Raw genomic sequence first — 20,855 nt, forward strand, 5'->3', positions numbered from 1 at the left:
GGACATCAGGCCTCAATATCCGCCATATCGCCTTTCTCCTGGAGCCAGTTACGTCGGTCTTCAGAACGTTTCTTGGCCAGCAGCATATCCATCACGGCGTTGGTTTGCTGTTCGTCTTCATCGCTGATGGTCAGCTGCACCAGACGGCGGGTGTTCGGATCCAGGGTGGTTTCACGCAACTGCATCGGGTTCATCTCGCCCAGCCCTTTAAAGCGCTGAACGTTCGGTTTGCCCTTCTTGCGTTTGAGCTGCTCCAGCACGCCCGCTTTCTCTTCTTCCGTCAGCGCATAGTAGACTTCTTTGCCAAGGTCGATACGGTACAGCGGCGGCAGCGCCACGTGGACGTGACCGTTTTTCACCAGCGTGCGGAAGTGCTTCACGAACAGCGCACAGAGCAGCGTGGCGATGTGCAGACCATCGGAGTCCGCATCCGCGAGGATACAGATCTTGCCGTAGCGCAGCTGGCTCAGATCGTCGCTGTCCGGATCGATGCCGATCGCCACGGAGATGTCGTGTACTTCCTGCGAGGCCAGCACTTCATCAGACGAGACCTCCCAGGTGTTGAGGATCTTACCCTTGAGCGGCATGATCGCCTGATATTCACGATCGCGCGCCTGCTTGGCCGATCCGCCTGCCGAGTCCCCTTCCACCAGGAACAGCTCGGTGCGGTTGAGATCCTGGGCGGTACAGTCCGCCAGCTTGCCCGGCAGCGCGGGGCCGCTGGTCAGCTTTTTACGCACCACTTTCTTCGCCGCGCGCAGGCGACGCTGGGCGCTGGAGATGGCCATTTCAGCCAGCATTTCTGCGGCCTGAACGTTCTGGTTCAGCCACAGGGTAAACGCATCTTTCACCACGCCGGAGACGAACGCCGCACACTGGCGTGACGACAGGCGCTCTTTAGTCTGACCGGCAAACTGCGGATCCTGCATCTTCACGGAGAGCACGTAGGCGCAGCGGTCCCAGATATCTTCTGCGGAAAGCTTCACGCCGCGCGGCAGAATGTTGCGGTATTCGCAGAACTCGCGCATCGCATCCAGCAGCCCCTGACGCAGGCCGTTGACGTGCGTCCCGCCGAGCAGCGTTGGGATCAGGTTGACGTAGCTTTCCGTCAGCAGCTCACCGCCTTCCGGCAGCCACAGCAGCGCCCAGTCCACCGCTTCGGTGTCACCTTCGAAATTCCCGACGAACGGTTTTTCCGGCAGGGTCGGCAGGCCGTTAACCGCTTCGCACAGGTAGTCGTTCAGACCCTTTTCGTAGCGCCAGCTCTGTTCGGTGTTGTTTACGTGATCTTTAAAGGTGATTTCCACGCCCGGGCACAGCACCGCTTTGGCTTTCAGCAGGTGCGTCAGGCGAGAAACGGAAAAGCGTGGGCTGTCAAAGAAGCTTTCGTCAGGCCAGAAATGGACGCTGGTGCCGGTGTTGCGTTTACCGCACGTCCCGACGACCTGCAAATCCTGCACTTTTTCGCCGTTTTCAAACGCGATGTTATACACCTGGCCATCGCGACGAACGTTCACTTCCACGCGCTTTGACAGGGCGTTAACCACGGAGATCCCCACGCCGTGCAAGCCGCCGGAGAACTGGTAGTTTTTGTTGGAGAACTTACCGCCCGCGTGCAGACGACAGAGGATCAGCTCAACGGCTGGAACACCCTCTTCCGGGTGGATATCTACCGGCATGCCGCGGCCGTCGTCGATAACTTCCAGCGACTGATCGGCGTGCAGGATAACGTCCACGCGTCTGGCATGGCCTGCCAGCGCTTCGTCCACACTGTTATCAATTACTTCCTGGCCCAGGTGGTTTGGGCGCGTCGTATCGGTGTACATCCCCGGGCGGCGGCGAACCGGCTCAAGCCCGGTGAGTACCTCAATGGCATCAGCGTTATAGGTTTGCGTCATGATTTAAGCTAGCAATTCGCATTGATTGTCAGTGGCTGTGCAGTCCAAGAAAATCGACAATCTGGGTGAAATGATCTTCAAAGCCCGTGAAAGCATGGTTACCGCCCTCTTCTACAGTCTGGCGGCAGGATGCGTAATACGCCACTGCCTGGCGGTAATCCAGCACTTCATCTCCCGTCTGTTGCAGCAGCCAGATAAGATCGGGCGCTTCAAGCGGGTCGACCTGCATAACTTTGAGATCGTAAATATGGCGTGACTCTAGCACATATTGTTGGCCGGTGTAGGGGTTCTCGTTTTCGCCAAGAAAGTCCCTTAACAGCTCAAATGGCCGGACCGCCGGGTTGACGACGACAGCGGGTAACATAAAGCACTGCGACAGCCAGGTGGCGTAGTAGCCGCCGAGCGACGACCCGACAACGCCAAACGATTCGCCGCCGTGTTCAAGCACGATCGATTCCAGCATCTCTGCCGCATCCGCCGGATAAGGGGGCAACTGCGGAATAATCATCTCCACGTGGGGATGATTCGCGCTCAGCCACTGGCGAAGCTGCGTCGCTTTCGCCGATCGTGGTGAGCTGTTAAACCCATGCAGATAGAGAAGCGTCGACATCAATAGCCTTCCGAAGCGGTATCCGGGCGGAATTGAGCCCCGGTCAGACGGCAAACTTCGGTGGTCAGCGAGCCATCGGCATGCAGCTCCAGCCAGCGCCAGCCCGGTGCGATGGTATCCAGCGTAAAGTTGGCGCAGTGCGGCTTAAACTGCACGCAGGTAGAGGGCGTCGCGAGCAGGCGGCGACCATTCCAGTCGAGATCCTGTTCCTGGTGAATGTGCCCGCACAGCAAATTTTTTACGCGCGGAAATTTCGCCAGTACGCCGTCCAGCGCCGCAGAGTTGCGTAAGCTGTGCTGATCGAGCCAGCTACAGCCCGCCGGCAGCGGGTGATGATGCAGCAACAGCAGCGTATTGCGATTCGGTTCGGCGGCCAGTTTTGTCTCCAGCCAGTCAAGCTGATAGTCGCTCAACTCACCGTGGGGAACGCCAAACACCTGACTGTCGAGGAGCAGAATTTGCCACTGGTCCCCCGCAAAGACACATTTTGCCGGTGAAATCCCCGCATCCTGAAGCGAACTGTACATAGCGGGTTGAAAATCGTGATTGCCCGGTAGCCAGACGCAAGGCACGCTAAAGCTCGCAATCCCTTCAGCAAAATGCTGATAGGCTGCGGAGGATTGATCCTGCGCCAGATCGCCCGTCGCGACGATCAGATCGCATGGCCGCTTTTCAGCATGGATCGCGTCAAGAACCGCCTGATAACTCTCCCAGGTGTTCACGCCCAGAAGCGTCTCATGCTTTTCGGCAAAAAGGTGGGTGTCGGTGATTTGTAATATCCTGACTGGCGCCCCACCAGCAACAGTCAGGTTCAACAGGCTTTCCAAATGGTGTCCTTAGGTAGGTTTATGACGCTAACAAACCGGAATCGCCATTGCTCCATGTGCTAAACAATATCTTAGCCAGTCGGCTAAAAACTGGTTAATTTGATGCTTTTCGTCGCGTTGATGCAACTTTTTATTCGGGTAATCATACCGCGCTTTAAAGCGAAAGATCTGCTGGCTTGAACACACTTCAGCGACCATCGCGTCATGATAAAGACGTACCGTCATCGACGGCAGGCTCCAGTAGCTGATGCTCGGCGCCGTTTGCTCAATCTCCACCAGCGTAGTGTAGCGCGTTGATTCTGTTATCGTTAACCGATACTGCGCGTTGCTCACCTGATAGCTCACCGTTTCGCCGGGCGCGTCGTTTCGCGGCAGCAGGCGGCGCAGCTGGGCGAAATTGGTTTCGCACAGGCGCATCATTTCTGGGAAGTCAGGTGTATAACGCTTCATTTTTTCCACTCGTGTCGTAATGTCTGATAATGCAGCTGTAGCCATTGCAGGGCGATGACAGACGCTGCGTTGTCGATTTTCCCCTCTTCTACCCACTGGTAAGCCTGCTCCCGACTCACCACATGAACCCGAATATCTTCGTTTTCATCTGCCAGACCGTGGATCCCTTCCGCTGTCTTGGCGTCCACTTCGCCCACCATAATAGATGAACGTTCCGTTGTCCCACCCGGGCTTGCCAGGTAGCTCAACACCGGTTTCGTCCGGCCGATCGCCAGGCCCGCCTCTTCCACCGCCTCACGGCGAGCGACGTCTTCGACCGACTCACCTTCTTCGATCATCCCTGCCACCATCTCCAGCAACCATGGCGTATCGCTGGTATCATAAGCCGCAATACGCACCTGTTCGACCAGCACCACTTCATCACGCACAGGGTCATAGGGTAGCAACACAGCCGCATGCCCGCGCTCAAAAATTTCGCGTTTGATTTCACCGCTCATCTCACCGTTAAACAGACGATGCCTGAAACGGTAAAGTTCCATTGAAAAAAAACCGCTATAAAGCGTTTCTCGTGCAATAATTTCTACATCGTTTTTGGCGAAGGTGACAGGCACGTTTTCTGGTTTTTGCATCGGTCGAGTCCTGGTAGCAATGGTGATGAAATTGTGAATTTCAAGGCTGTTTGGCTGCCGTTTGTATGGCTATATGGTAGATTGGAGCAAATTACCGCCAGATGGCACGTTACGCCAACCTTTTGGTGTGGATGATTCTGTTAGAATCGGCAATTATTTTTAATTAGATCAGCGCTAATACTGCTTCACAACAAGGAATGCAAATGAAGAAATTGCTCCCCATCCTTATCGGCCTGAGCCTGACGGGCTTCAGTGCAATGAGCCAGGCAGAAAACCTGTTACAGGTCTACCAGCAGGCACGTCTGGGCAACCCTGATTTACGTAAATCAGCGGCCGATCGTGATGCTGCGTTTGAAAAGATTAACGAAGCACGTAGTCCACTGCTGCCGCAGTTAGGCTTAGGTGCAGATTATACCTACACTAACGGTTTTCGCGATAACAATGGCATCGATTCGAATGCCACCAGCGCCTCTTTACAGCTTACACAAACCCTGTTCGACATGTCCAAATGGCGGGAACTGAGCTTGCAGGAAAAGAGCGCCGGCATTCAGGATGTCACCTATCAGACCGATCAGCAGACGCTGATCCTGAATACCGCGACCGCCTATTTCCAGGTTCTGAGCGCGATTGACGCCCTCTCCTACACCGAAGCGCAGAAACAGGCGGTTTACCGTCAGTTAGATCAAACCACCCAGCGTTTTAACGTGGGCCTGGTCGCCATTACTGACGTGCAGAACGCCCGTTCACAGTACGATACCGTACTGGCTAACGAAGTGACCGCACGTAACAACCTCGACAACGCCCTGGAAGCACTGCGTCAGGTCACCGGTAACTACTATCCTGAGCTGGCCTCTCTGAACGTGGACAGTTTCAAAACGGACAAACCGCAGGCGGTTAACGCCCTGCTGAAAGAAGCGGAAAACCGCAACCTGACCTTGTTGCAGGCACGCCTGAGCCAGGATCTGGCGCGCGAACAGATCCGTCTTGCACAGGATGGTCACCTGCCAACTCTGAGCCTGAGCGCCTCTACCGGCGTATCGGACACCAGCTACAGCGGGTCTAAAACGACCTCTCAGGCCTATGACGACAGCAACGTTGGCCAGAACAAAGTGGGTCTGAGCTTCTCTCTGCCGCTGTACCAGGGCGGGATGGTTAACTCTCAGGTTAAACAGGCGCAGTACAACTTTGTGGGTGCCAGCGAGCAGCTGGAAAGCGCACACCGCAACGTGGTGCAGACCGTGCGTTCTTCCTACAACAACGTAAATGCCTCTATCAGCAGCATCAACGCCTATAAACAGGCCGTCGTCTCTGCCCAGAGCTCACTGGATGCGAACGAAGCGGGTTACTCCGTAGGTACGCGTACCATCGTGGACGTGTTAGACGCAACGACCACGCTGTATAACGCGAAACAGCAGCTCTCCAGCGCACGTTATCAGTATCTGATTAACCAGCTGAACATAAAGCAGGCGCTGGGTACGCTGAACGAGCAGGATCTGCAAATGCTGAACAGCACGCTGGGCAAACCGGTCCCTACGTCGCCTGACAGCGTCGCGCCGGAAAATCCACAGCAGGATGCCGCCGTTGATAATTTAACCCCTAACAGCAGCGCCCCGCTTGCGCAGCCAGCGGCAGCGCGTAGCACCGCACCTGCCAGCAGCGGTACGAATCCGTTCCGTCATTAAGCCTTGCCCGATGGCGCTGAGCTTATCGGGCCTACTTAACCGTAGGCCGGGTAAGCACAGCGCCACCCGGCGCAAAATCACACCTGAACGTAAGCCAACGTAAAGATCCCCCGCATTTCGCCCCTCTTCGCTTCATTTTCAACCACTCATCCTCTATCCTGAGCGTTATTACCACTGGGTCCTGGAAGACAAATATGAAACGGACAAAAACGATGAATCACGCGTCGTTCCGCAAAAGCTGGAACGCACGCCACCTGACACCTGTCGCGCTGGCGGTCACCGCCGTCTTTATGCTGGCAGGCTGTGAGCAAAACGACGAAACGGTTTCGCTGTATCAAAACGCCGACGACTGCGCGAGCGCAACCGGTAAAGCCGCTGAGTGTACGACGGCCTATAACAACGCCCTCAAAGAAGCGGAACGTACCGCGCCGAAATATGCCTCTCGCGAAGACTGTGTAGCCGAATTCGGTGAAGGCCAGTGCCAGCAGGCACCTGCTCAGGCGGGTATGGCACCGGAAAACCAGGCGCAGGCACAGTCCAGCGGCAGCTTCTGGATGCCGCTGATGGCGGGTTATATGATGGGCCGTTTGATGAGCGGCGGTGCGGGCTACCAGCAGCAGCCGCTGTTTAGCTCCAAAAACCCGAACAGCCCGGCCTACGGTAAATACACCGATGCCACCGGCAAGGGTTACGGTGCTGCAACGCCAGGCCGTACGATGACCGTACCGAAAACCGCAATGGCGCCGAAACCAGCCACCACCAGCACCATTACCCGTGGCGGCTTTGGTGAGTCTGTTGCCAAACAAACCACCATGCAGCGTAGTGCGAACGGCTCCTCAACCCGCTCAATGGGCGGCTGATCATGGAACGAGTCAGTATTGTTGAGCGCCCGGACTGGCGCGAAAAAGCCACCGAATACGGTTTCAACTTTCACACCATGTACGGCGAGCCGTACTGGTGTGAAGATGCTTACTATAAGCTCACGCTCGCTCAGGTCGAAAAGCTTGAAGAGGTAACCGCAGAGCTGCACCAGATGTGCCTGAAGGTAGTAGAAAAAGTCATCGACAGCGATGAGCTGATGACCAAATTCCGCATTCCGAAGCACACCTGGAGTTTTGTTCGTCAGTCCTGGAAAACGAACCAGCCTTCGCTCTACTCTCGCCTCGATCTGGCATGGGATGGCGTGGGTGAACCGAAGCTTTTAGAAAACAACGCGGATACACCAACCTCTCTGTACGAAGCCGCGTTCTTCCAGTGGATCTGGCTGGAAGATCAGGCAAATGCCGGAAACTTGCCCGAAGGCAGCGACCAGTTCAACAGCCTTCAGGAAAAGTTGATTGAGCGTTTCGTCGAACTGCGTGAACAGCACGGTTTCAACCTGTTGCACCTCGCCTGCTGCCGCGATACCGAAGAAGATCGCGGTACGGTTCAGTATTTGCAGGACTGCGCAGCCGAAGCGGAAGTGGCGACGGAATTCCTCTATATCGAAGATATCGGTTTAGGTGAAAAAGGTCAGTTTACGGACATGCAGGATCAGGTCATCAGCAACCTGTTCAAGCTCTATCCGTGGGAATACATGCTGCGGGAAATGTTCTCTACCAAACTGGAAGACGCCGGCGTGCGCTGGCTGGAACCGGCCTGGAAGAGCATTATCTCCAATAAAGCCCTGCTGCCGATGCTGTGGGAGATGTTCCCGAATCACCCGAACCTGCTGCCTGCTTACTTTGCTGAAGATGATTTCCCACCGATGGAGAAATACGTCGTTAAGCCAATCTTCTCCCGTGAAGGGGCAAACGTCTCGATTATCGAAAACGGTAAAACGCTGGAAGCGGTTGAAGGGCCGTACGGTGAAGAAGGGATGATCGTCCAGGCGTTTTATCAACTGCCGAAGTTTGGCGACAGCTATACGTTGATCGGCAGTTGGCTTATTAACGATCAGCCTGCCGGGATTGGCATTCGCGAAGATCGCGCGCTGATTACGCAGGATCTGTCGCGTTTCTACCCGCATATTTTCGTCGAGTAAGACTTGCCCGGTGGCGCTACGCTTACCGGGCCTACGCTCAATATGTAGGTCGGGTAAGGCGAAGCCGCCACCCGACATGTTTTTACCCCACCTGCACCGACAGCATACTCAAGCTCCCCATCTCAATACCGTCGACCGGGATTGTAATAACCTCCTGACCATCCCATGCGCCTAATACATACAGCAATGGCAAGAAGTGTTCCGGCGTCGGGTTAGAGAGCGAACCGCCGTCGTGATCCAGATAGTTCACCAAAGGGTGTCGTTCGGCCGGCCCTTGCCAGGTCAGGTTGTCTTTTACATAGTCATTAAAGGCTGTTGCCCAAGGGTACGGCGTATTTTCACCGTGCCAGCGTACCGTACGCAGATTGTGTACCACGTTGCCACTGGCAATCAGCATGATGCCCTCATCACGAAGCGAAGCCAGCTTACGCCCCATCTCCATGTGCCATGCAGCCGGTTTGGTGCTGTCGATACTCAGTTGCACCATCGGAATATCGGCATCCGGATACATTTTGATCAACACCCCCCATGAGCCGTGGTCAAAGCCCCAGGCTTCTTTGTCCAGCGCAACCGGAACAGGGGCAAGCAGATCAACCAGCCGCTGCGCCAGCTCGGGGGAGCCCGGAGCAGGATAATGCGTGTCATACAGCGCCTGCGGAAAGCCGCCAAAATCATGAATCGTTTTTGGCGTTTCCATGGCCGTCACGCCGGTACCCCGGGTAAACCAGTGCGCAGAGACCACCACAATTGCCTTCGGACGCGGTAACGTCTCACCCAGTTGACGCCAGGCGCGGGTATAGACGTTATCTTCCAGGACGTTCATTGGGCTGCCATGGCCTAAAAACAGTGCTGGCATACGAGAAGAAGACATGGTGATATCCTTAGAGGAGGTGGCAATGTGATGGGCCTACATTACGCGCATTCAGGTGAAGATGAACGCAGATAACCGTGAAGATCATCATCAGGAAATTTGAATGTCAGATATCGCTTAAGGAGAATGCATGTCAGTACCGTTGATTTTGACCTTACTCGCGGGCGCCGCAACCTTTATCGGTGCGTTCCTCGGGGTACTCGGGCAAAAACCCTCTAATCGCCTTCTGGCCTTCTCGCTGGGTTTCGCCGCCGGGATCATGCTGCTTATCTCGCTGATGGAGATGCTGCCCGCCGCGCTTCACACCGAAGGTATGTCGCCTGTTCTGGGCTATGGCATGTTTATCATTGGACTGCTGGGTTATTTTGCGCTTGACCGTATTCTTCCTCACGCGCACCCGCAGGATTTAATGCAAAAAAGCGTTACCCCCATCCCGGGCAATATCAAACGCACGGCCATTCTGCTGACGCTGGGTATCAGCCTGCATAACTTTCCGGAAGGTATCGCCACCTATGTCACGGCCAGCAGCAACCTGGAAATGGGTTTTGGTGTGGCGCTGGCCGTGGCTTTGCACAATATTCCTGAAGGACTTGCCGTTGCCGGGCCCGTTTATGCCGCCACGGGTTCAAAACGTACGGCGGTCTTTTGGGCGGGTATCTCCGGGATGGCTGAAATTCTCGGCGGCGTGCTGGCGTGGCTGATCCTCGGTAGCCTCGTCTCCCCGATTGTGATGGCTGCGATTATGGCTGCCGTGGCCGGGATTATGGTCGCGCTCTCTGTCGATGAGCTGATGCCGCTGGCGAAAGAGATCGATCCCAACAATAACCCCAGCTACGGCGTACTGTGTGGAATGTCAGTGATGGGGATGAGTCTGGTACTGCTGCAAACGGCCGGTATTGGCTAAGAATTTATGCCTCCGTTTTATACGGAGGCTATATATTATTCAAAAAAACAATCCTATATATTTCACCTATAATAACCTGAAAAATATAGACCTGTTAAAATCCCGAAAAACCACGCCTCTTAAGATAGCCTGCAAATATTAATTAAAACCATCTAAAAATATATTTAAGTCATGTTAATCGCGTCTCCCCACCCCAATTCGTATACTTCGCGAGTATTCTGAAATTAATATTCACATTATGAATCACTCTGAAAAAGGATATTTTCATGTATATGGGTAAAAAACTACTGTTAGCGACGGCTATGGCAGTCATTGTATCGGGTGCTGCTTTTGCAGATGATCAAGGCTCAGGAAAAATCACATTCAAAGGTATTGTTATTGACGCACCGTGCAGTATCGCACCAGACAGCGTTGATAAAGAAGTCGATCTGGGTGAAGTGACCACGGCTGTTATCAACGCCAACAAAAAATCTACCCCGGTACCGGTCGATATCAATCTGGAAAACTGCCAGCTTGACGATCCGGCAGACGAGACCGACACGCCAATTACCAAAGTGGATGTGACCTTTACCAGCGCAGCGACAGACGCGGCGGATACCAGCCTGATGAGCAACACCTATGCAAGCGGTGCGCAGAACGTGGGGGTGCGTCTGCTGGATAACGCGGAGTCTGCTATCACGCTGGGAGAGGCCAACGAGGTTGAGTTGCTGGCGGGTTCAACCACCCAGACGCTGCATTTCAAAGCGGTTATGGAAGTCCCTACAGGTAAAACTGCGACGGCAGGCCAGGTTGAAGCCACGGCTAACTACGTCCTGATGTACAAATAATTCTGTTACGTCACGGCACCAGCCGACTGGTAATTCATACCGGTCGGCACTCTCTATTTACTCGAGTAACAGGATGATGACATACAAATTACAATGGATAATCATCATTGCGTCCCTGTTAATGACGAAAGTTGCCTCTGCCACCGAGTTTAATATAAACGCCATCGATAAAGATCAGCGCGGCAGCGTCGATTTATCACTGTTTAAAGATCAAATATCGGTTACGCCGGGAAGCTATTTCGTTACGGTTGCCGTCAATGATATTCCGCTGGCAAATGGCTGGCAGCTTCGCTGGCGAGAAATAAATAATGCCGTTCAGGTCTGTATTCCCCCCGAGCTGGTCGATACCTTTGCGTTGCAGGATGACGTTCGCCACGCTTTGCCTGAGAAAGAGGGATGCGTTGATTTCTCCGCCAGACCCGACATCCGATTTACTTTTGAGCAAGGCAGCCAGACCCTGAAAGTGACCATCCCCCAGGCGTGGCTGCAATACCGTGCGGTTGACTGGATGCCGCCATCCACCTGGGACATCGGCGTGCCGGGCGTACTGCTGGATTACAATCTTTTTGCCAGCCATTATCAGCCCAATAGCGGCAGCAACAATGACAACGCCAATACCTATGGCACCGCCGGTGCGAACATGGGCGCGTGGCGGCTACGCAGCGATTACCAGTACACGCAAAGCCATACTGACGCAGGCTCGGAGCATAATGGACGTTTTTCACGCGTGTATATGTTCCGCCCTCTGCCCTCGATCGGTGCGAAACTGACGTTGGGTGAAACGGATTTCCAGTCCGCAATTTTTGACGCCTTTACCTACACCGGCGCATCGCTAATCAGCGATGAACGTATGCTGCCATGGTCGCTGCGCGGCTATGCCCCGCAGATTACCGGGATAGCGCAAACCAACGCCACGGTAACCGTAAGCCTTGCCGATCGCGTGATTTACCAGAGTAAAGTGCCGCCAGGCCCTTTTGTTATTCAGGATCTTAACCAGTCGGTTCAGGGCACGCTGGACGTCAAAGTCACGGAAGAGGATGGACGCGTCAGCACCTTCCAGGTCTCGGCCGAATCCGTACCATTTTTAACGCGCAAGGGTCAGGTGCGCTACAAGCTCGCGGCGGGTAAAGCGCGCCAGGGCGCCTCCCATGACGTTGAAGATAACGCCTTCATGAGCGGCGAATTTTCCTGGGGCATGCTGTCGCACACCTCCCTGTATGGCGGTACGCTGGCCGATGGCGACCGCTATCTTTCCCTCGCTGCCGGGATCGGCCAGAATATGGCCTGGCTGGGGGCGCTCTCTTTTGACGTCACGCAGGCCACCAGCCAGCTGCCACACCAGCGCAGCCAGACGGGTTACAGCTATCGCATTAACTACAGCAAGCGTTTCGATACCACCGGCAGTCAGCTTACGCTCGCCAGCTACCGCTACTCAGATCCACAGTTTTTGAGCTACGCCCGCTACCTTGATTATGACGACGGTGACCGCCAGTCGGAAAAACAAACCCTGAGCGTGACGGCAAGCCAGTACATTTCGGCGTTATCCCTGAACCTGTACGTCAATATGCTGCGTCAGACATGGTGGAATGATTCACCCTCCACGACCGGCAGTATCACGGCGGGCTACAACTTTGATATGGGCCGCTGGAAGAACCTTGGCGTAACCCTGTCCTGGAGTAAAACGCATTACGATGAGAAAGACGAAAGTGACGATACTCAGTTCTATCTCTCGCTCAGCGTACCGCTCGATCCCGATCATCGACTTAACTATGACCTGCGTAACCGCGACACGCTGAGCCATAACGTGTCGTGGTACGACACGTCGGATCGCAATAACACCTGGGGCGTTTCCGCGGGCGCGGAGAGCGGGAAGCCAGACTCCGGGGCGCAGTTCAGCGGGAATTATCAGCATTATTCTGCGTACGGCGATCTTAATCTCTCCGGCAGCTATAAAGCTGACGAATATAACTCCCTCAGCGCAAGCTGGAGCGGTTCCTTCACCTCAACGGTGAAAGGCGCCGCGCTGCACCGGCGCAGCTACGGTAATGAACCCCGCGTAATGGTCAGCACCGACGGGGTAGGCAATATCCCGCTGAACATGTCGCGAGATGAGACCAACCGTTTTGGCATCGGCGTTTTACCGTCATTCTCCAGCTATTCCCCCTCCAGCGTGCAGATCAATATGAACAACCTTCCGGATGGCGTGGACGTGGACAACCGCGTCGTGACCTCAACCTGGACTGAGGGGGCCATTGGTTTTCGTCAGATTGCCACGCGTGCAGGTCGGGACGTGGCAGGTGTTCTGCGGATGTCATCAGGAACGCCACCGCTCGGGGCGATTGTTCGCCTGGAAGCAAACGATTTGCAGGTTGGGATGGTGGCCGATGAAGGCCACGTCTGGCTCGGCGCCGTTGAGCCAGAACAGCAGTTTCGCGTGACATGGGGCGACAACCAACAGTGTCGCTTCTCGTTACCTTCTCACTTAGAAATCAGTATGCAGTTGATACTGCCGTGTCAGTAAGAAATCATCATGAAATTAACGCCGATTAAAAGCCTGTGCCTGATGCTAATCAGCACAGCATTTACCACCCATGCGGCCATTAATCTGGACCGCACGCGCATTGTTTTTCCAGAAAGCGACAAGGCCAGCAGCCTGAAAGTGGACAACCAGAGCAAGGCGCTGCCTTATCTGGCGCTCTCCTGGATTGAAGATGAAAAGGGGCATAAAGAAGATGCGCACTTTATGGCGCTTCCCCCCATTCAACGTATCGAAGCGGGCGCCTCGTCGCAGGTAAGAATTGTTAAACAAGCCGCCACCCGCCAGTTGCCAAAAGACAGGGAATCGCTGTTTTATTTCAACCTGCGTGAAGTACCGCCAAAAAGCATCAGCGCCAGCGAGGAGCGCAGCGTGATGCAGGTTGCCATGCAGAGCCGAATCAAGCTGTTCTGGCGTCCGGAAGCGATTAGCAAAAAATCCGGCGAACTGGCTGAAATGCGCATGGAAATTACCGCCAGCGCGAAAGGACTCACGGTCCACAACCCTACGCCGTACTACATCACGCTGGCGTGGCTGAGCAAAAATGCCAAAACCATGCTGCCGGGTTTTGACAGTCTGATGATTGCGCCTTTCGCCACGGCAACCGCCTCTACCGGTGATTACCACGGTAGTTATTACAGCATCGGCTATATCGACGATTACGGCGCCCTAAAAAAAGTCGACGTGCAGTGCACCGGAACGGCGCTATGTAAACCTACCGAACGGAAAATCGATAAAGATGCAAAAGCTCGCTAGTTTCCTGTTTACACTGCTGCTTTCAGCGCTGCCTTTGAAAGATGCGCTGGCGCTTAACTGCTATCTGGGTGGATCTGGCGGCCCCGTCGAGGAGACAAAAACGATCACCCCTTTTGCGATACCCAGCAACGCTCAGGTTGGTCAAAAAATATGGGAGTCTGATGACATTAAAATTCCGGTGACGTGTGATAACAACGTCACGAGCAATTTTGAGCCGGAAGATGTCTTTGCATGGGTGAACCCTTATCCTGCCGCAACCGATCCCTATTATGAACTGGGCGTCACCTATGAAGGCATAGATTACGATGCCACGGGCCAGCCCAACGGCGTGGATACCCGCCAGTGCCTGGACAACGATAACATCACCATTTACACCGCGGATCAAATCCGCCAGATGGGTTGGGAGAATCGCATCTGCTCCGGCAATCCGGATGATATCCATATTTCACGCACGTTCGTCGCCCGATTACGACTTTTCGTGCGAATTAAGGCTATGCCGCCACATGGTTATTTCAGTTCGCTCAGCGATTACATCGTTGTGCAGTTTGACGGTAAGGGTGGCGTTAATCAGATGGCCGACGCGAAGAACCTCAAGTATCACATCAACGGACTGCAAAACATTACGGTGCTTGATTGTGGAGCGACGTTTAGCATTTTCCCTGAAAATCAGGAGATCGACTTCGGCGCCTTCAGCGCGCGCGACATTGTGAATCAGCAGACGCGTATGCGCACGTTTTCAATACGAACCACCAAAGTGCAGGATGCCCAGTGCTCGGACGGATTTAAGATGGACTCGTCGTTTTACACAACCGAAACGCTTAGCGCAGACGACACCGCGGTACTGATAGGGAATGGGTTAAAGCTGCGTATTCTTAACGGAACGGAGCCTTACACCTTCAACCAGTACAAGGAGTACGCCGATTTTACGGGCGATACGATGAATGTTGAGCAAAACTACACGGCTGAACTTTCACGGGAAGAAGGGAAAGCGATTCAGTCCGGGCCGTTTGAAACCGTGGTACTGTTCAAAATTAACTACCACTAGAAACAAAAAAGCCGGGTTTCCCCGGCTTTTTCACATCAGCATGTTTAGCTGGCTTTGCGCTCGTGCGCCCGGCGGTACTCAACCAGATCTTCAATCGTCACCACTGGCATATTGTGCAGTCGCGCAAAGGTGATGCACTCCGGCGCGCGCGCCATGGTGCCATCATCGTTGGTCAGTTCGCACAGCACGCCTGCGGGTTTGAAGCCAGCCAGCGTCACCAGATCGATGGTCGCTTCGGTATGACCACCACGGGTCAGCACGCCGCCCGGCTGCGCGCGCAGCGGGAAGACGTGACCAGGGCGGTGCAGATCGGATGGTTTCGCACCATCAGCAATCGCTGCACGCACGGTAGTCAGGCGGTCAGCCGCCGACACACCGGTGGTTACGCCATGCGCTGCTTCAATGGTCACGGTGAAGCCGGTACCAAAGGCGCTGGTGTTGTTTTCAACCATCATCGGCAGATCAAGCTGCTTGCGACGGTCTTCGGTGATGCACAGGCATACGATGCCGCTACCGTGACGGATGGTCAGCGCCATCTGCTCAACGGTCATGTTCTCGGCGGCAAAAATCATGTCGCCTTCGTTTTCACGGTTTTCATCGTCAAGCACCATCACACCGCGGCCTTCGCGCAGTGCATCCAGTGCATGTTCAACACGTTGAGTTGAAGTGCCAAAAGAGGAAAGTAGCGTCTGATTCATGGTAAAAAAACCTCATTAACTTTATGGTTACCAGAATCAGGGCAGTCTTAGGAGCGCCGTACTAGCGGCAAAAAAATAACGTGAGCGGGCCATGCCCGACTGGATCGTTACTCTCTCCCATCCGGACTCTAACCGTCGGCCCCGGAATTACACCGGATCTGCTGACCTTTGAGAATTCACCCAAAGCGCTCGCGGGCTTTCAGCGTTAAGCTGATTTACCGCCGGTGGGGAATTTCGCCCCGCCCTGAGAATAAGCGAGATAACTATAACGCTATTGATTACCCTGGGCAATGCATAAGCTTCAAACAATTTTGTTTAACCCACGGCATGACGCGCTACAATAGGCACTAACACCTTTTCATCAAGGGAAACGACAATGATTGACCCAAAGAAAATTGAGCAGATCGCGCGTCAGGTTCATGAGTCCATGCCGAAAGGTATTCGTGAGTTTGGTGATGACGTTGAGAAGAAAATCCGCCAGACGTTGCAGGCACAGTTGGTTCGCCTTGATTTAGTCAGCCGCGAAGAGTTTGATGTGCAGACTCAGGTGCTGCTGCGCACCCGCGAGAAGCTGGCGCTGCTGGAGCAACGTCTGAGCGAGCTGGAGAGCCGCAATGCGCCGGAAGAAGTGAAGCCAGCGCCAGCTATTCCACCGGTGGATGACCAGGCATAAGTGCGGCCTGCTGTGCCCGGTGGCGGCTACATGAACGCGTAGGTCGGGTAAGGCGCAGCCGCCACCCGACATAAAAAAACGGGCCTGTTGGCCCGTTTTTTACTGACTGTCTTTCTGGATCTTCTTAATGATGTTGGTGGTTGAACACCCGTCCTCAAAGTTGAGCACCATCACTTCACCGCCATTCGCCCAGACCTCTTCGCTACCTGCGATTTGCTCTGGTTTGTAATCACCGCCCTTCACCAGCAGGTCAGGCAGAATTCCGGCAATCAGGCGCTGCGGGGTGTCTTCTTCAAATGAGACCACCCAGTCCACCGCTTCCAGCGCGCCGAGCACTATCATGCGCTGCTCCAGCGGGTTCACCGGACGTGTTTCACCCTTCAGACGTTTGGTTGAGGCATCGCTGTTGACCGCCACAATCAGGCGATCGCCCAGCTTACGCGCATTCGCCAGATACGAGACATGACCCGCATGCAGGATGTCGAACACACCGTTAGTCATCACTACTTTTTCACCGCGTTTGCGCGCGGCAGCAACGGCCACTTTCAGCTCGTCTTCGGTCATGACGCCAAAGCCGGTATCCGCACGCCCACGCACCGCGTTTTCCAGCTCGATTGGCGAAACGGTGGAGGTCCCGAGTTTACCAACGACCACGCCCGCCGCGGCGTTCGCGAAGTAGCACGCTTCTTCCAGGGAGTTACCCGCCGCCAGCGTCGCCGCCAGCACGCCAATCACCGTATCACCGGCACCGGTCACGTCGTACACTTCCTGCGCCTGGGTTGGCATATGCAGCGGCGCCTTGCCCGGTTGCAGCAGCGTCATGCCCTGCTCGGAACGGGTCACCAGCAGCGCAGACAGCTCGAAATCAGCGATGATTTTCATGCCGCGCTCAACCAGCTCTTCTTCAGTTTTGCACTTGCCCGCCACCGCTTCGAACTCAGAGAGGTTTGGCGTCAGCAGGGTTGCGCCGCGATAGCGCTCGAAATCGGTGCCTTTCGGATCGATCAGCACCGGTACGCTGGCTTTACGCGCCAGCTGGATCATGGTCTGCACGCTCGCCAGCGCGCCTTTGGCATAATCAGACAGCACCAGCGCGCCGATATTGCCCAGCGCCTGGCTAATACGCTCGTGCAGAGGCTCAGGATCAACGCCTTCGAATCCTTCTTCGAAATCGAGGCGGATCAGCTGCTGGTTACGCGACAGCACGCGCAGCTTGGTGATGGTCGGGTGTGTCGGAACAGAAACGAAGTCGCACTTCACGTTCACGTCCGCCAGCGACTGACTCAGGGCACGCGCCGCATCGTCAATGCCGGTCAGGCCCACCAGACGCGAATGCGCGCCCAGCGAGGCTATGTTCATCGCCACGTTTGCCGCGCCGCCTGGACGCTCTTCAATGGTGTCGACCTTAACTACCGGCACCGGCGCTTCCGGAGAGATACGGCTGGTCGGCCCATACCAGTAGCGATCCAGCATCACATCACCGACAACCATAACTCCAGCACGTTCAAACTCTGGCAGTGTTACTTTCATTCCTGACTCCAGAAAGATTCACAATTTGCGCGCGATAATATCACACTTGTTTTGTTACGCACGGTTCCACCAGCCACTTCTGCCAGCTTGTGGTCACCTGCGCGCGTTCATCGGCGAAACAGTCCAGCGCCACATGGCCCGGCTGTTCCTGTAAGGCCAGATGGTGCAACTCATCACGCAGCGTGGTGTAGGCGCGGGTTAATGCCTGCGCCTCCTGCTCATCCATAATGTCGTTCTGCGCCAGCAGTTCCAGTATGCGCACGTTATCCGACCAGCGGGTCAGCTTCGGCTTATCGTGCGCGTGCAGCAGCACCAGGTACTGAGTGATAAACTCGATATCGGTAATGCCGCCTTCATCGGCTTTAATATCAAAGCGATCGCGATGTTTGTTGCCAAGGTGCGCGCGCATCTTCTCCCGCATTTCCCGCACTTCGGTTTGCAGCGTACTGCCCTCGCGCGGGGTCGTCATGACCGCCTTGCGGATCGCATCGAACTGCGTTTTGAGCTGCGGATCGCCGTATACCACGCGGGCGCGCACCAGCGCCTGATGCTCCCACGTCCAGGCTTCGTTCTTCTGATAGTCGGCGAAAGCCTCCGTCGAGGTGACCAGCATGCCTGCCGCGCCGGACGGGCGCAGACGCGCATCCACTTCATACAGAATGCCGGATGAGGTGCGGGTGCTGAACAGGTGCATAATGCGCTGGGCCAGACGCAGGTAGAACTGCCGCCCGTCAATCTCACGTTCGCCGTCGGTCATGACGTCTGCCGGACAGTCGTGGAGGAAAATCAGATCCAGATCGGAGCTGTAGCCCAGCTCCCAGCCGCCCAGCTTGCCGTAACCCACCACCGCAAAACCGCGGCCTTCGCGCTCTGCAAGGTGTTTCGGCTGCCCGTAGCGGGCCACCATCTGCACCCACGCCTGATGGACAACCGCGTCGATGATCGCTTCCGCCAGCCAGGTTAAGTGATCGCTCACTTTCATTACCGGCAGGGTGCCGGCGATATCTGCCGCCGCCACGCGCAGCATCTGCGCCTGCTTAAACTGACGCAGCGCCTCAAGCTGTTGCTCTTCGTCCTCTTCCGGTACGCGCAGCAGATACTGACGCAGCTCGTCGCGGTAGGCGTCCGTCGCCGTCGGCTGATACAGCGTATTCGGGTCGAGCAGTTCGTCCAGCAGCAGCGGATAACGCGCCAGCTTGTTCGCCACCATCGGCGAGGCGGCGCAGAGAGAAATCAGGTGCTTCAGCGCGCCGGGAAACTCGCTTAACAGTTCAAGGTAAGTGGTACGCGTGACGATCCCGCTCAGCAGCGGCATCATGCGCGACAGCGGCACCGGCGCATCCTCGCGGGAGCATACATCGCTCAGCAGATGCGGCATCAGATGATCCAGCACCTGACGACCGCGTGGGCCAATGGCGCGTTTGTTCAGTTCGAAGCGGAAATCGGCAATCAGCGCCACCACGCGATGGCGGGCATCGTCGCTTAAGTGCGCCAGCACCGGCGTGGTGTCATCTTCCTGGAGCGCGTCCTGCCACAGCTCGCGCCAGTGCTCGGAGAGCGCATCGTCCTGCGATTCGCTTTCGTCGTCGCCGATCAGATCGTTAAAGATGCGGCGCACGCCCGCCATATGCGCTTCCAGCCGTTGCGCCAGCGCCGCCCAGTCATCCACCCGCATCCCCCAGGCCAGACGCGCCCGGTTCAGCTCGTCGCCCGGTAACGTCTGGGTCTGTTCGTCGTTGATACTTTGCAGCAAATTTTCCAGACGACGCAGGAAGAGATAAGAGTCACGCAGCGTTTGCGCATCGCCTTCCGGCAGCAGATGCAGCTGCTCGATAGCGCTCAGCGTCGGCAGCAGCGAGCGGGATTGCAGAGAAGGTTCACGCCCACCGCGTATCAGCTGAAAGACCTGGACGATAAATTCGATCTCACGAATACCGCCCGCGCCGAGCTTGATATTGTCCTTCAGACCACGGCGACGCACCTCGCGGGCAATCATCCCTTTCATATTTCGCAGGGACTGGATCACGCTGAAGTCGATGTAGCGGCGGAACACAAACGGGCGCAGCATGGCGCGCAGCTCGTTGGCCCAGGCATCGTCGCTGTCACCCATGATCCGCGCTTTGACCATCGCGTAACGCTCCCAGTCGCGACCCTGCTCCTGGTAATAATCTTCCAGCGCGGCAAAGCTCAGCACCAGCGGACCGCTGTCGCCAAACGGACGCAAACGCATATCCACGCGGTAGACAAAACCATCCTGGGTGGGCTGATCCAGTGCCTTAATCAGCCGCTGCCCCAGGCGAGTAAAGAACTGGGCGTTGTCCAGCTCGCGACGACCGCCGCGCGTGGAGCCGTTCTCCGGCCAGGCAAAAATCAGATCGATGTCTGAGGAGAAATTAAGCTCGCAGCCGCCCAGCTTGCCCATCCCCAGAATCAACAGCGGTTGCGGAACCCCTTCGTCGTTGCACGGCGTGCCCCACTCTTTACAGCAGGCGGCGTAGAGCCAGTCCCGCGCGGCGACAATCAGCGTCTGCGCCAGTTCGCTCAACTGCTGCAAGGTGCTCTCTTCGCTCACCAGCTCCAGCGCCTGCGCCCAGGCAATGCGTACCATCACCCGGCGGCGGAACTGACGCAGAACGCGCATCAGCGTGGCTTCATCTGCCACCTCTGCCAGCGCGGTTTGCAGCCAGCCAGCATAATGCCGCCACTCGTCAGCCTGCGGCGGCGCGCTTTCCAGCTCTGCCAGCCAGTCCGGGTTGGCGCTGACGCTCTCCTGCACAAAATCACTGAACGTGAGCACGCTTTTCGCCTGCTCGCTTAACGATGACGCGGGTAACGACTCAGGCAGGCGTTCGCAAACGGTCTGCCAGTGCTGCTGTAACTGCGAAGAAAGCGGCAT

At 55.8% G+C, this 20,855-nt stretch carries 18 protein-coding genes and 1 riboswitch; of the genes, 9 read left to right on the plus strand and 9 right to left on the minus strand.

Translation table 11 applies throughout. The features are described 5' to 3' along the window. Nucleotides 1–5: 5 nt before the first annotated feature. The 5 genes from parE to nudF are packed head-to-tail and all read right to left on the minus strand — an operon-like array spanning nucleotide 6 to nucleotide 4,414. Nucleotides 6–1,898: a DNA topoisomerase IV subunit B gene (gene parE / locus O1721_RS00200; RefSeq protein WP_017384044.1), complete on the minus strand. Its 1,893-nt coding sequence runs from the start codon at nucleotides 1,896–1,898 to the stop codon at nucleotides 6–8. Between the two features lie 28 nt (nucleotides 1,899–1,926). Beyond that, entirely contained in the window at nucleotides 1,927–2,508 is a 582-nt protein-coding gene (yqiA, locus tag O1721_RS00205; RefSeq protein WP_015571888.1) for an esterase YqiA, read from the minus strand. Beyond that, nucleotides 2,508–3,335, minus strand: a complete 828-nt coding sequence (gene cpdA / locus O1721_RS00210) for a 3',5'-cyclic-AMP phosphodiesterase (RefSeq protein WP_017384043.1) — start codon at nucleotides 3,333–3,335, stop codon at nucleotides 2,508–2,510. The genes yqiA and cpdA overlap by 1 nt, the downstream gene beginning before the upstream one ends. Before the next feature lie 27 nt (nucleotides 3,336–3,362). Continuing rightward, nucleotides 3,363–3,785, minus strand: a complete 423-nt coding sequence (locus O1721_RS00215) for a DUF1249 family protein (protein WP_003862516.1) — start codon at nucleotides 3,783–3,785, stop codon at nucleotides 3,363–3,365. After that, nucleotides 3,782–4,414 (minus strand): ADP-ribose diphosphatase, encoded by a 633-nt coding sequence (nudF, locus tag O1721_RS00220; RefSeq protein WP_045324815.1) that lies wholly within the window; start codon nucleotides 4,412–4,414, stop codon nucleotides 3,782–3,784. Before nudF ends, O1721_RS00215 begins: the two co-directional genes overlap by 4 nt. A 203-nt stretch (nucleotides 4,415–4,617) precedes the next feature. On the opposite strand from nudF, the gene tolC reads away from it, so the two are divergent. The 3 genes from tolC (at nucleotide 4,618) to O1721_RS00235 (ending at nucleotide 8,119) form a co-directional block, all read left to right on the plus strand. After that, entirely contained in the window at nucleotides 4,618–6,096 is a 1,479-nt protein-coding gene (gene tolC / locus O1721_RS00225) for an outer membrane channel protein TolC (RefSeq protein ID WP_023295455.1), read from the plus strand. A 194-nt stretch (nucleotides 6,097–6,290) separates the two neighbouring features. Further along, complete coding sequence (locus O1721_RS00230) at nucleotides 6,291–6,956, plus strand: DUF1190 family protein (protein ID WP_032649565.1); 666 nt, start codon at nucleotides 6,291–6,293, stop codon at nucleotides 6,954–6,956. 2 nt (nucleotides 6,957–6,958) lie between these two features. Beyond that, on the plus strand, nucleotides 6,959–8,119 hold the full coding sequence (locus tag O1721_RS00235) for a glutathionylspermidine synthase family protein (RefSeq protein WP_017384039.1): 1,161 nt from the start codon (nucleotides 6,959–6,961) through the stop codon (nucleotides 8,117–8,119). A gap of 82 nt (nucleotides 8,120–8,201) precedes the next feature. On the opposite strand, the gene ygiD is transcribed toward O1721_RS00235, so the two are convergent. After that, a complete protein-coding gene (ygiD, locus tag O1721_RS00240; protein ID WP_032649568.1) occupies nucleotides 8,202–8,990 on the minus strand; it encodes a 4,5-DOPA-extradiol-dioxygenase in 789 nt (262 codons plus the stop codon). 130 nt (nucleotides 8,991–9,120) lie between these two features. On the opposite strand from ygiD, the gene zupT reads away from it, so the two are divergent. From zupT to O1721_RS00265, 5 genes are all read left to right on the plus strand, one after another. Continuing rightward, nucleotides 9,121–9,894: a zinc transporter ZupT gene (gene zupT, locus O1721_RS00245; protein ID WP_015571892.1), complete on the plus strand. Its 774-nt coding sequence runs from the start codon at nucleotides 9,121–9,123 to the stop codon at nucleotides 9,892–9,894. Nucleotides 9,895–10,160: 266 nt separating this feature from the next. Continuing rightward, nucleotides 10,161–10,721: a fimbrial protein gene (locus O1721_RS00250; RefSeq protein WP_015571893.1), complete on the plus strand. Its 561-nt coding sequence runs from the start codon at nucleotides 10,161–10,163 to the stop codon at nucleotides 10,719–10,721. Between the two features lie 76 nt (nucleotides 10,722–10,797). Then, nucleotides 10,798–13,242: a fimbria/pilus outer membrane usher protein gene (locus O1721_RS00255; protein WP_032668624.1), complete on the plus strand. Its 2,445-nt coding sequence runs from the start codon at nucleotides 10,798–10,800 to the stop codon at nucleotides 13,240–13,242. A 9-nt stretch (nucleotides 13,243–13,251) separates the two neighbouring features. Beyond that, nucleotides 13,252–14,013: a fimbrial biogenesis chaperone gene (locus O1721_RS00260; RefSeq protein ID WP_032649573.1), complete on the plus strand. Its 762-nt coding sequence runs from the start codon at nucleotides 13,252–13,254 to the stop codon at nucleotides 14,011–14,013. Continuing rightward, the gene (locus tag O1721_RS00265; RefSeq protein WP_479953481.1) at nucleotides 13,997–15,058 is read left to right on the plus strand and encodes a fimbrial protein; all 1,062 of its coding nucleotides are present in this window, start codon (nucleotides 13,997–13,999) and stop codon (nucleotides 15,056–15,058) included. The genes O1721_RS00260 and O1721_RS00265 overlap by 17 nt, the downstream gene beginning before the upstream one ends. Before the next feature lie 44 nt (nucleotides 15,059–15,102). On the opposite strand, the gene ribB is transcribed toward O1721_RS00265, so the two are convergent. Beyond that, nucleotides 15,103–15,756, minus strand: a complete 654-nt coding sequence (gene ribB, locus O1721_RS00270) for a 3,4-dihydroxy-2-butanone-4-phosphate synthase (RefSeq protein WP_015571897.1) — start codon at nucleotides 15,754–15,756, stop codon at nucleotides 15,103–15,105. A gap of 105 nt (nucleotides 15,757–15,861) precedes the next feature. After that, a riboswitch (FMN riboswitch) is annotated at nucleotides 15,862–16,012 on the minus strand. Nucleotides 16,013–16,132: 120 nt separating this feature from the next. Here ribB and ubiK point away from each other — a divergent pair. Next, on the plus strand, nucleotides 16,133–16,429 hold the full coding sequence (ubiK, locus tag O1721_RS00275) for a ubiquinone biosynthesis accessory factor UbiK (RefSeq protein WP_000566823.1): 297 nt from the start codon (nucleotides 16,133–16,135) through the stop codon (nucleotides 16,427–16,429). Nucleotides 16,430–16,528: 99 nt separating this feature from the next. Here ubiK and hldE read toward each other — a convergent pair whose 3' ends face one another. Both hldE and glnE read right to left on the minus strand, forming a co-directional pair. Beyond that, nucleotides 16,529–17,959, minus strand: a complete 1,431-nt coding sequence (gene hldE / locus O1721_RS00280; RefSeq protein WP_015571898.1) for a bifunctional D-glycero-beta-D-manno-heptose-7-phosphate kinase/D-glycero-beta-D-manno-heptose 1-phosphate adenylyltransferase HldE — start codon at nucleotides 17,957–17,959, stop codon at nucleotides 16,529–16,531. Nucleotides 17,960–17,999: 40 nt separating this feature from the next. Continuing rightward, entirely contained in the window at nucleotides 18,000–20,855 is a 2,856-nt protein-coding gene (gene glnE / locus O1721_RS00285; RefSeq protein WP_032649580.1) for a bifunctional [glutamate--ammonia ligase]-adenylyl-L-tyrosine phosphorylase/[glutamate--ammonia-ligase] adenylyltransferase, read from the minus strand.

The organism is Enterobacter cloacae complex sp. HYC033_NIDB (assembly GCF_056673335.1).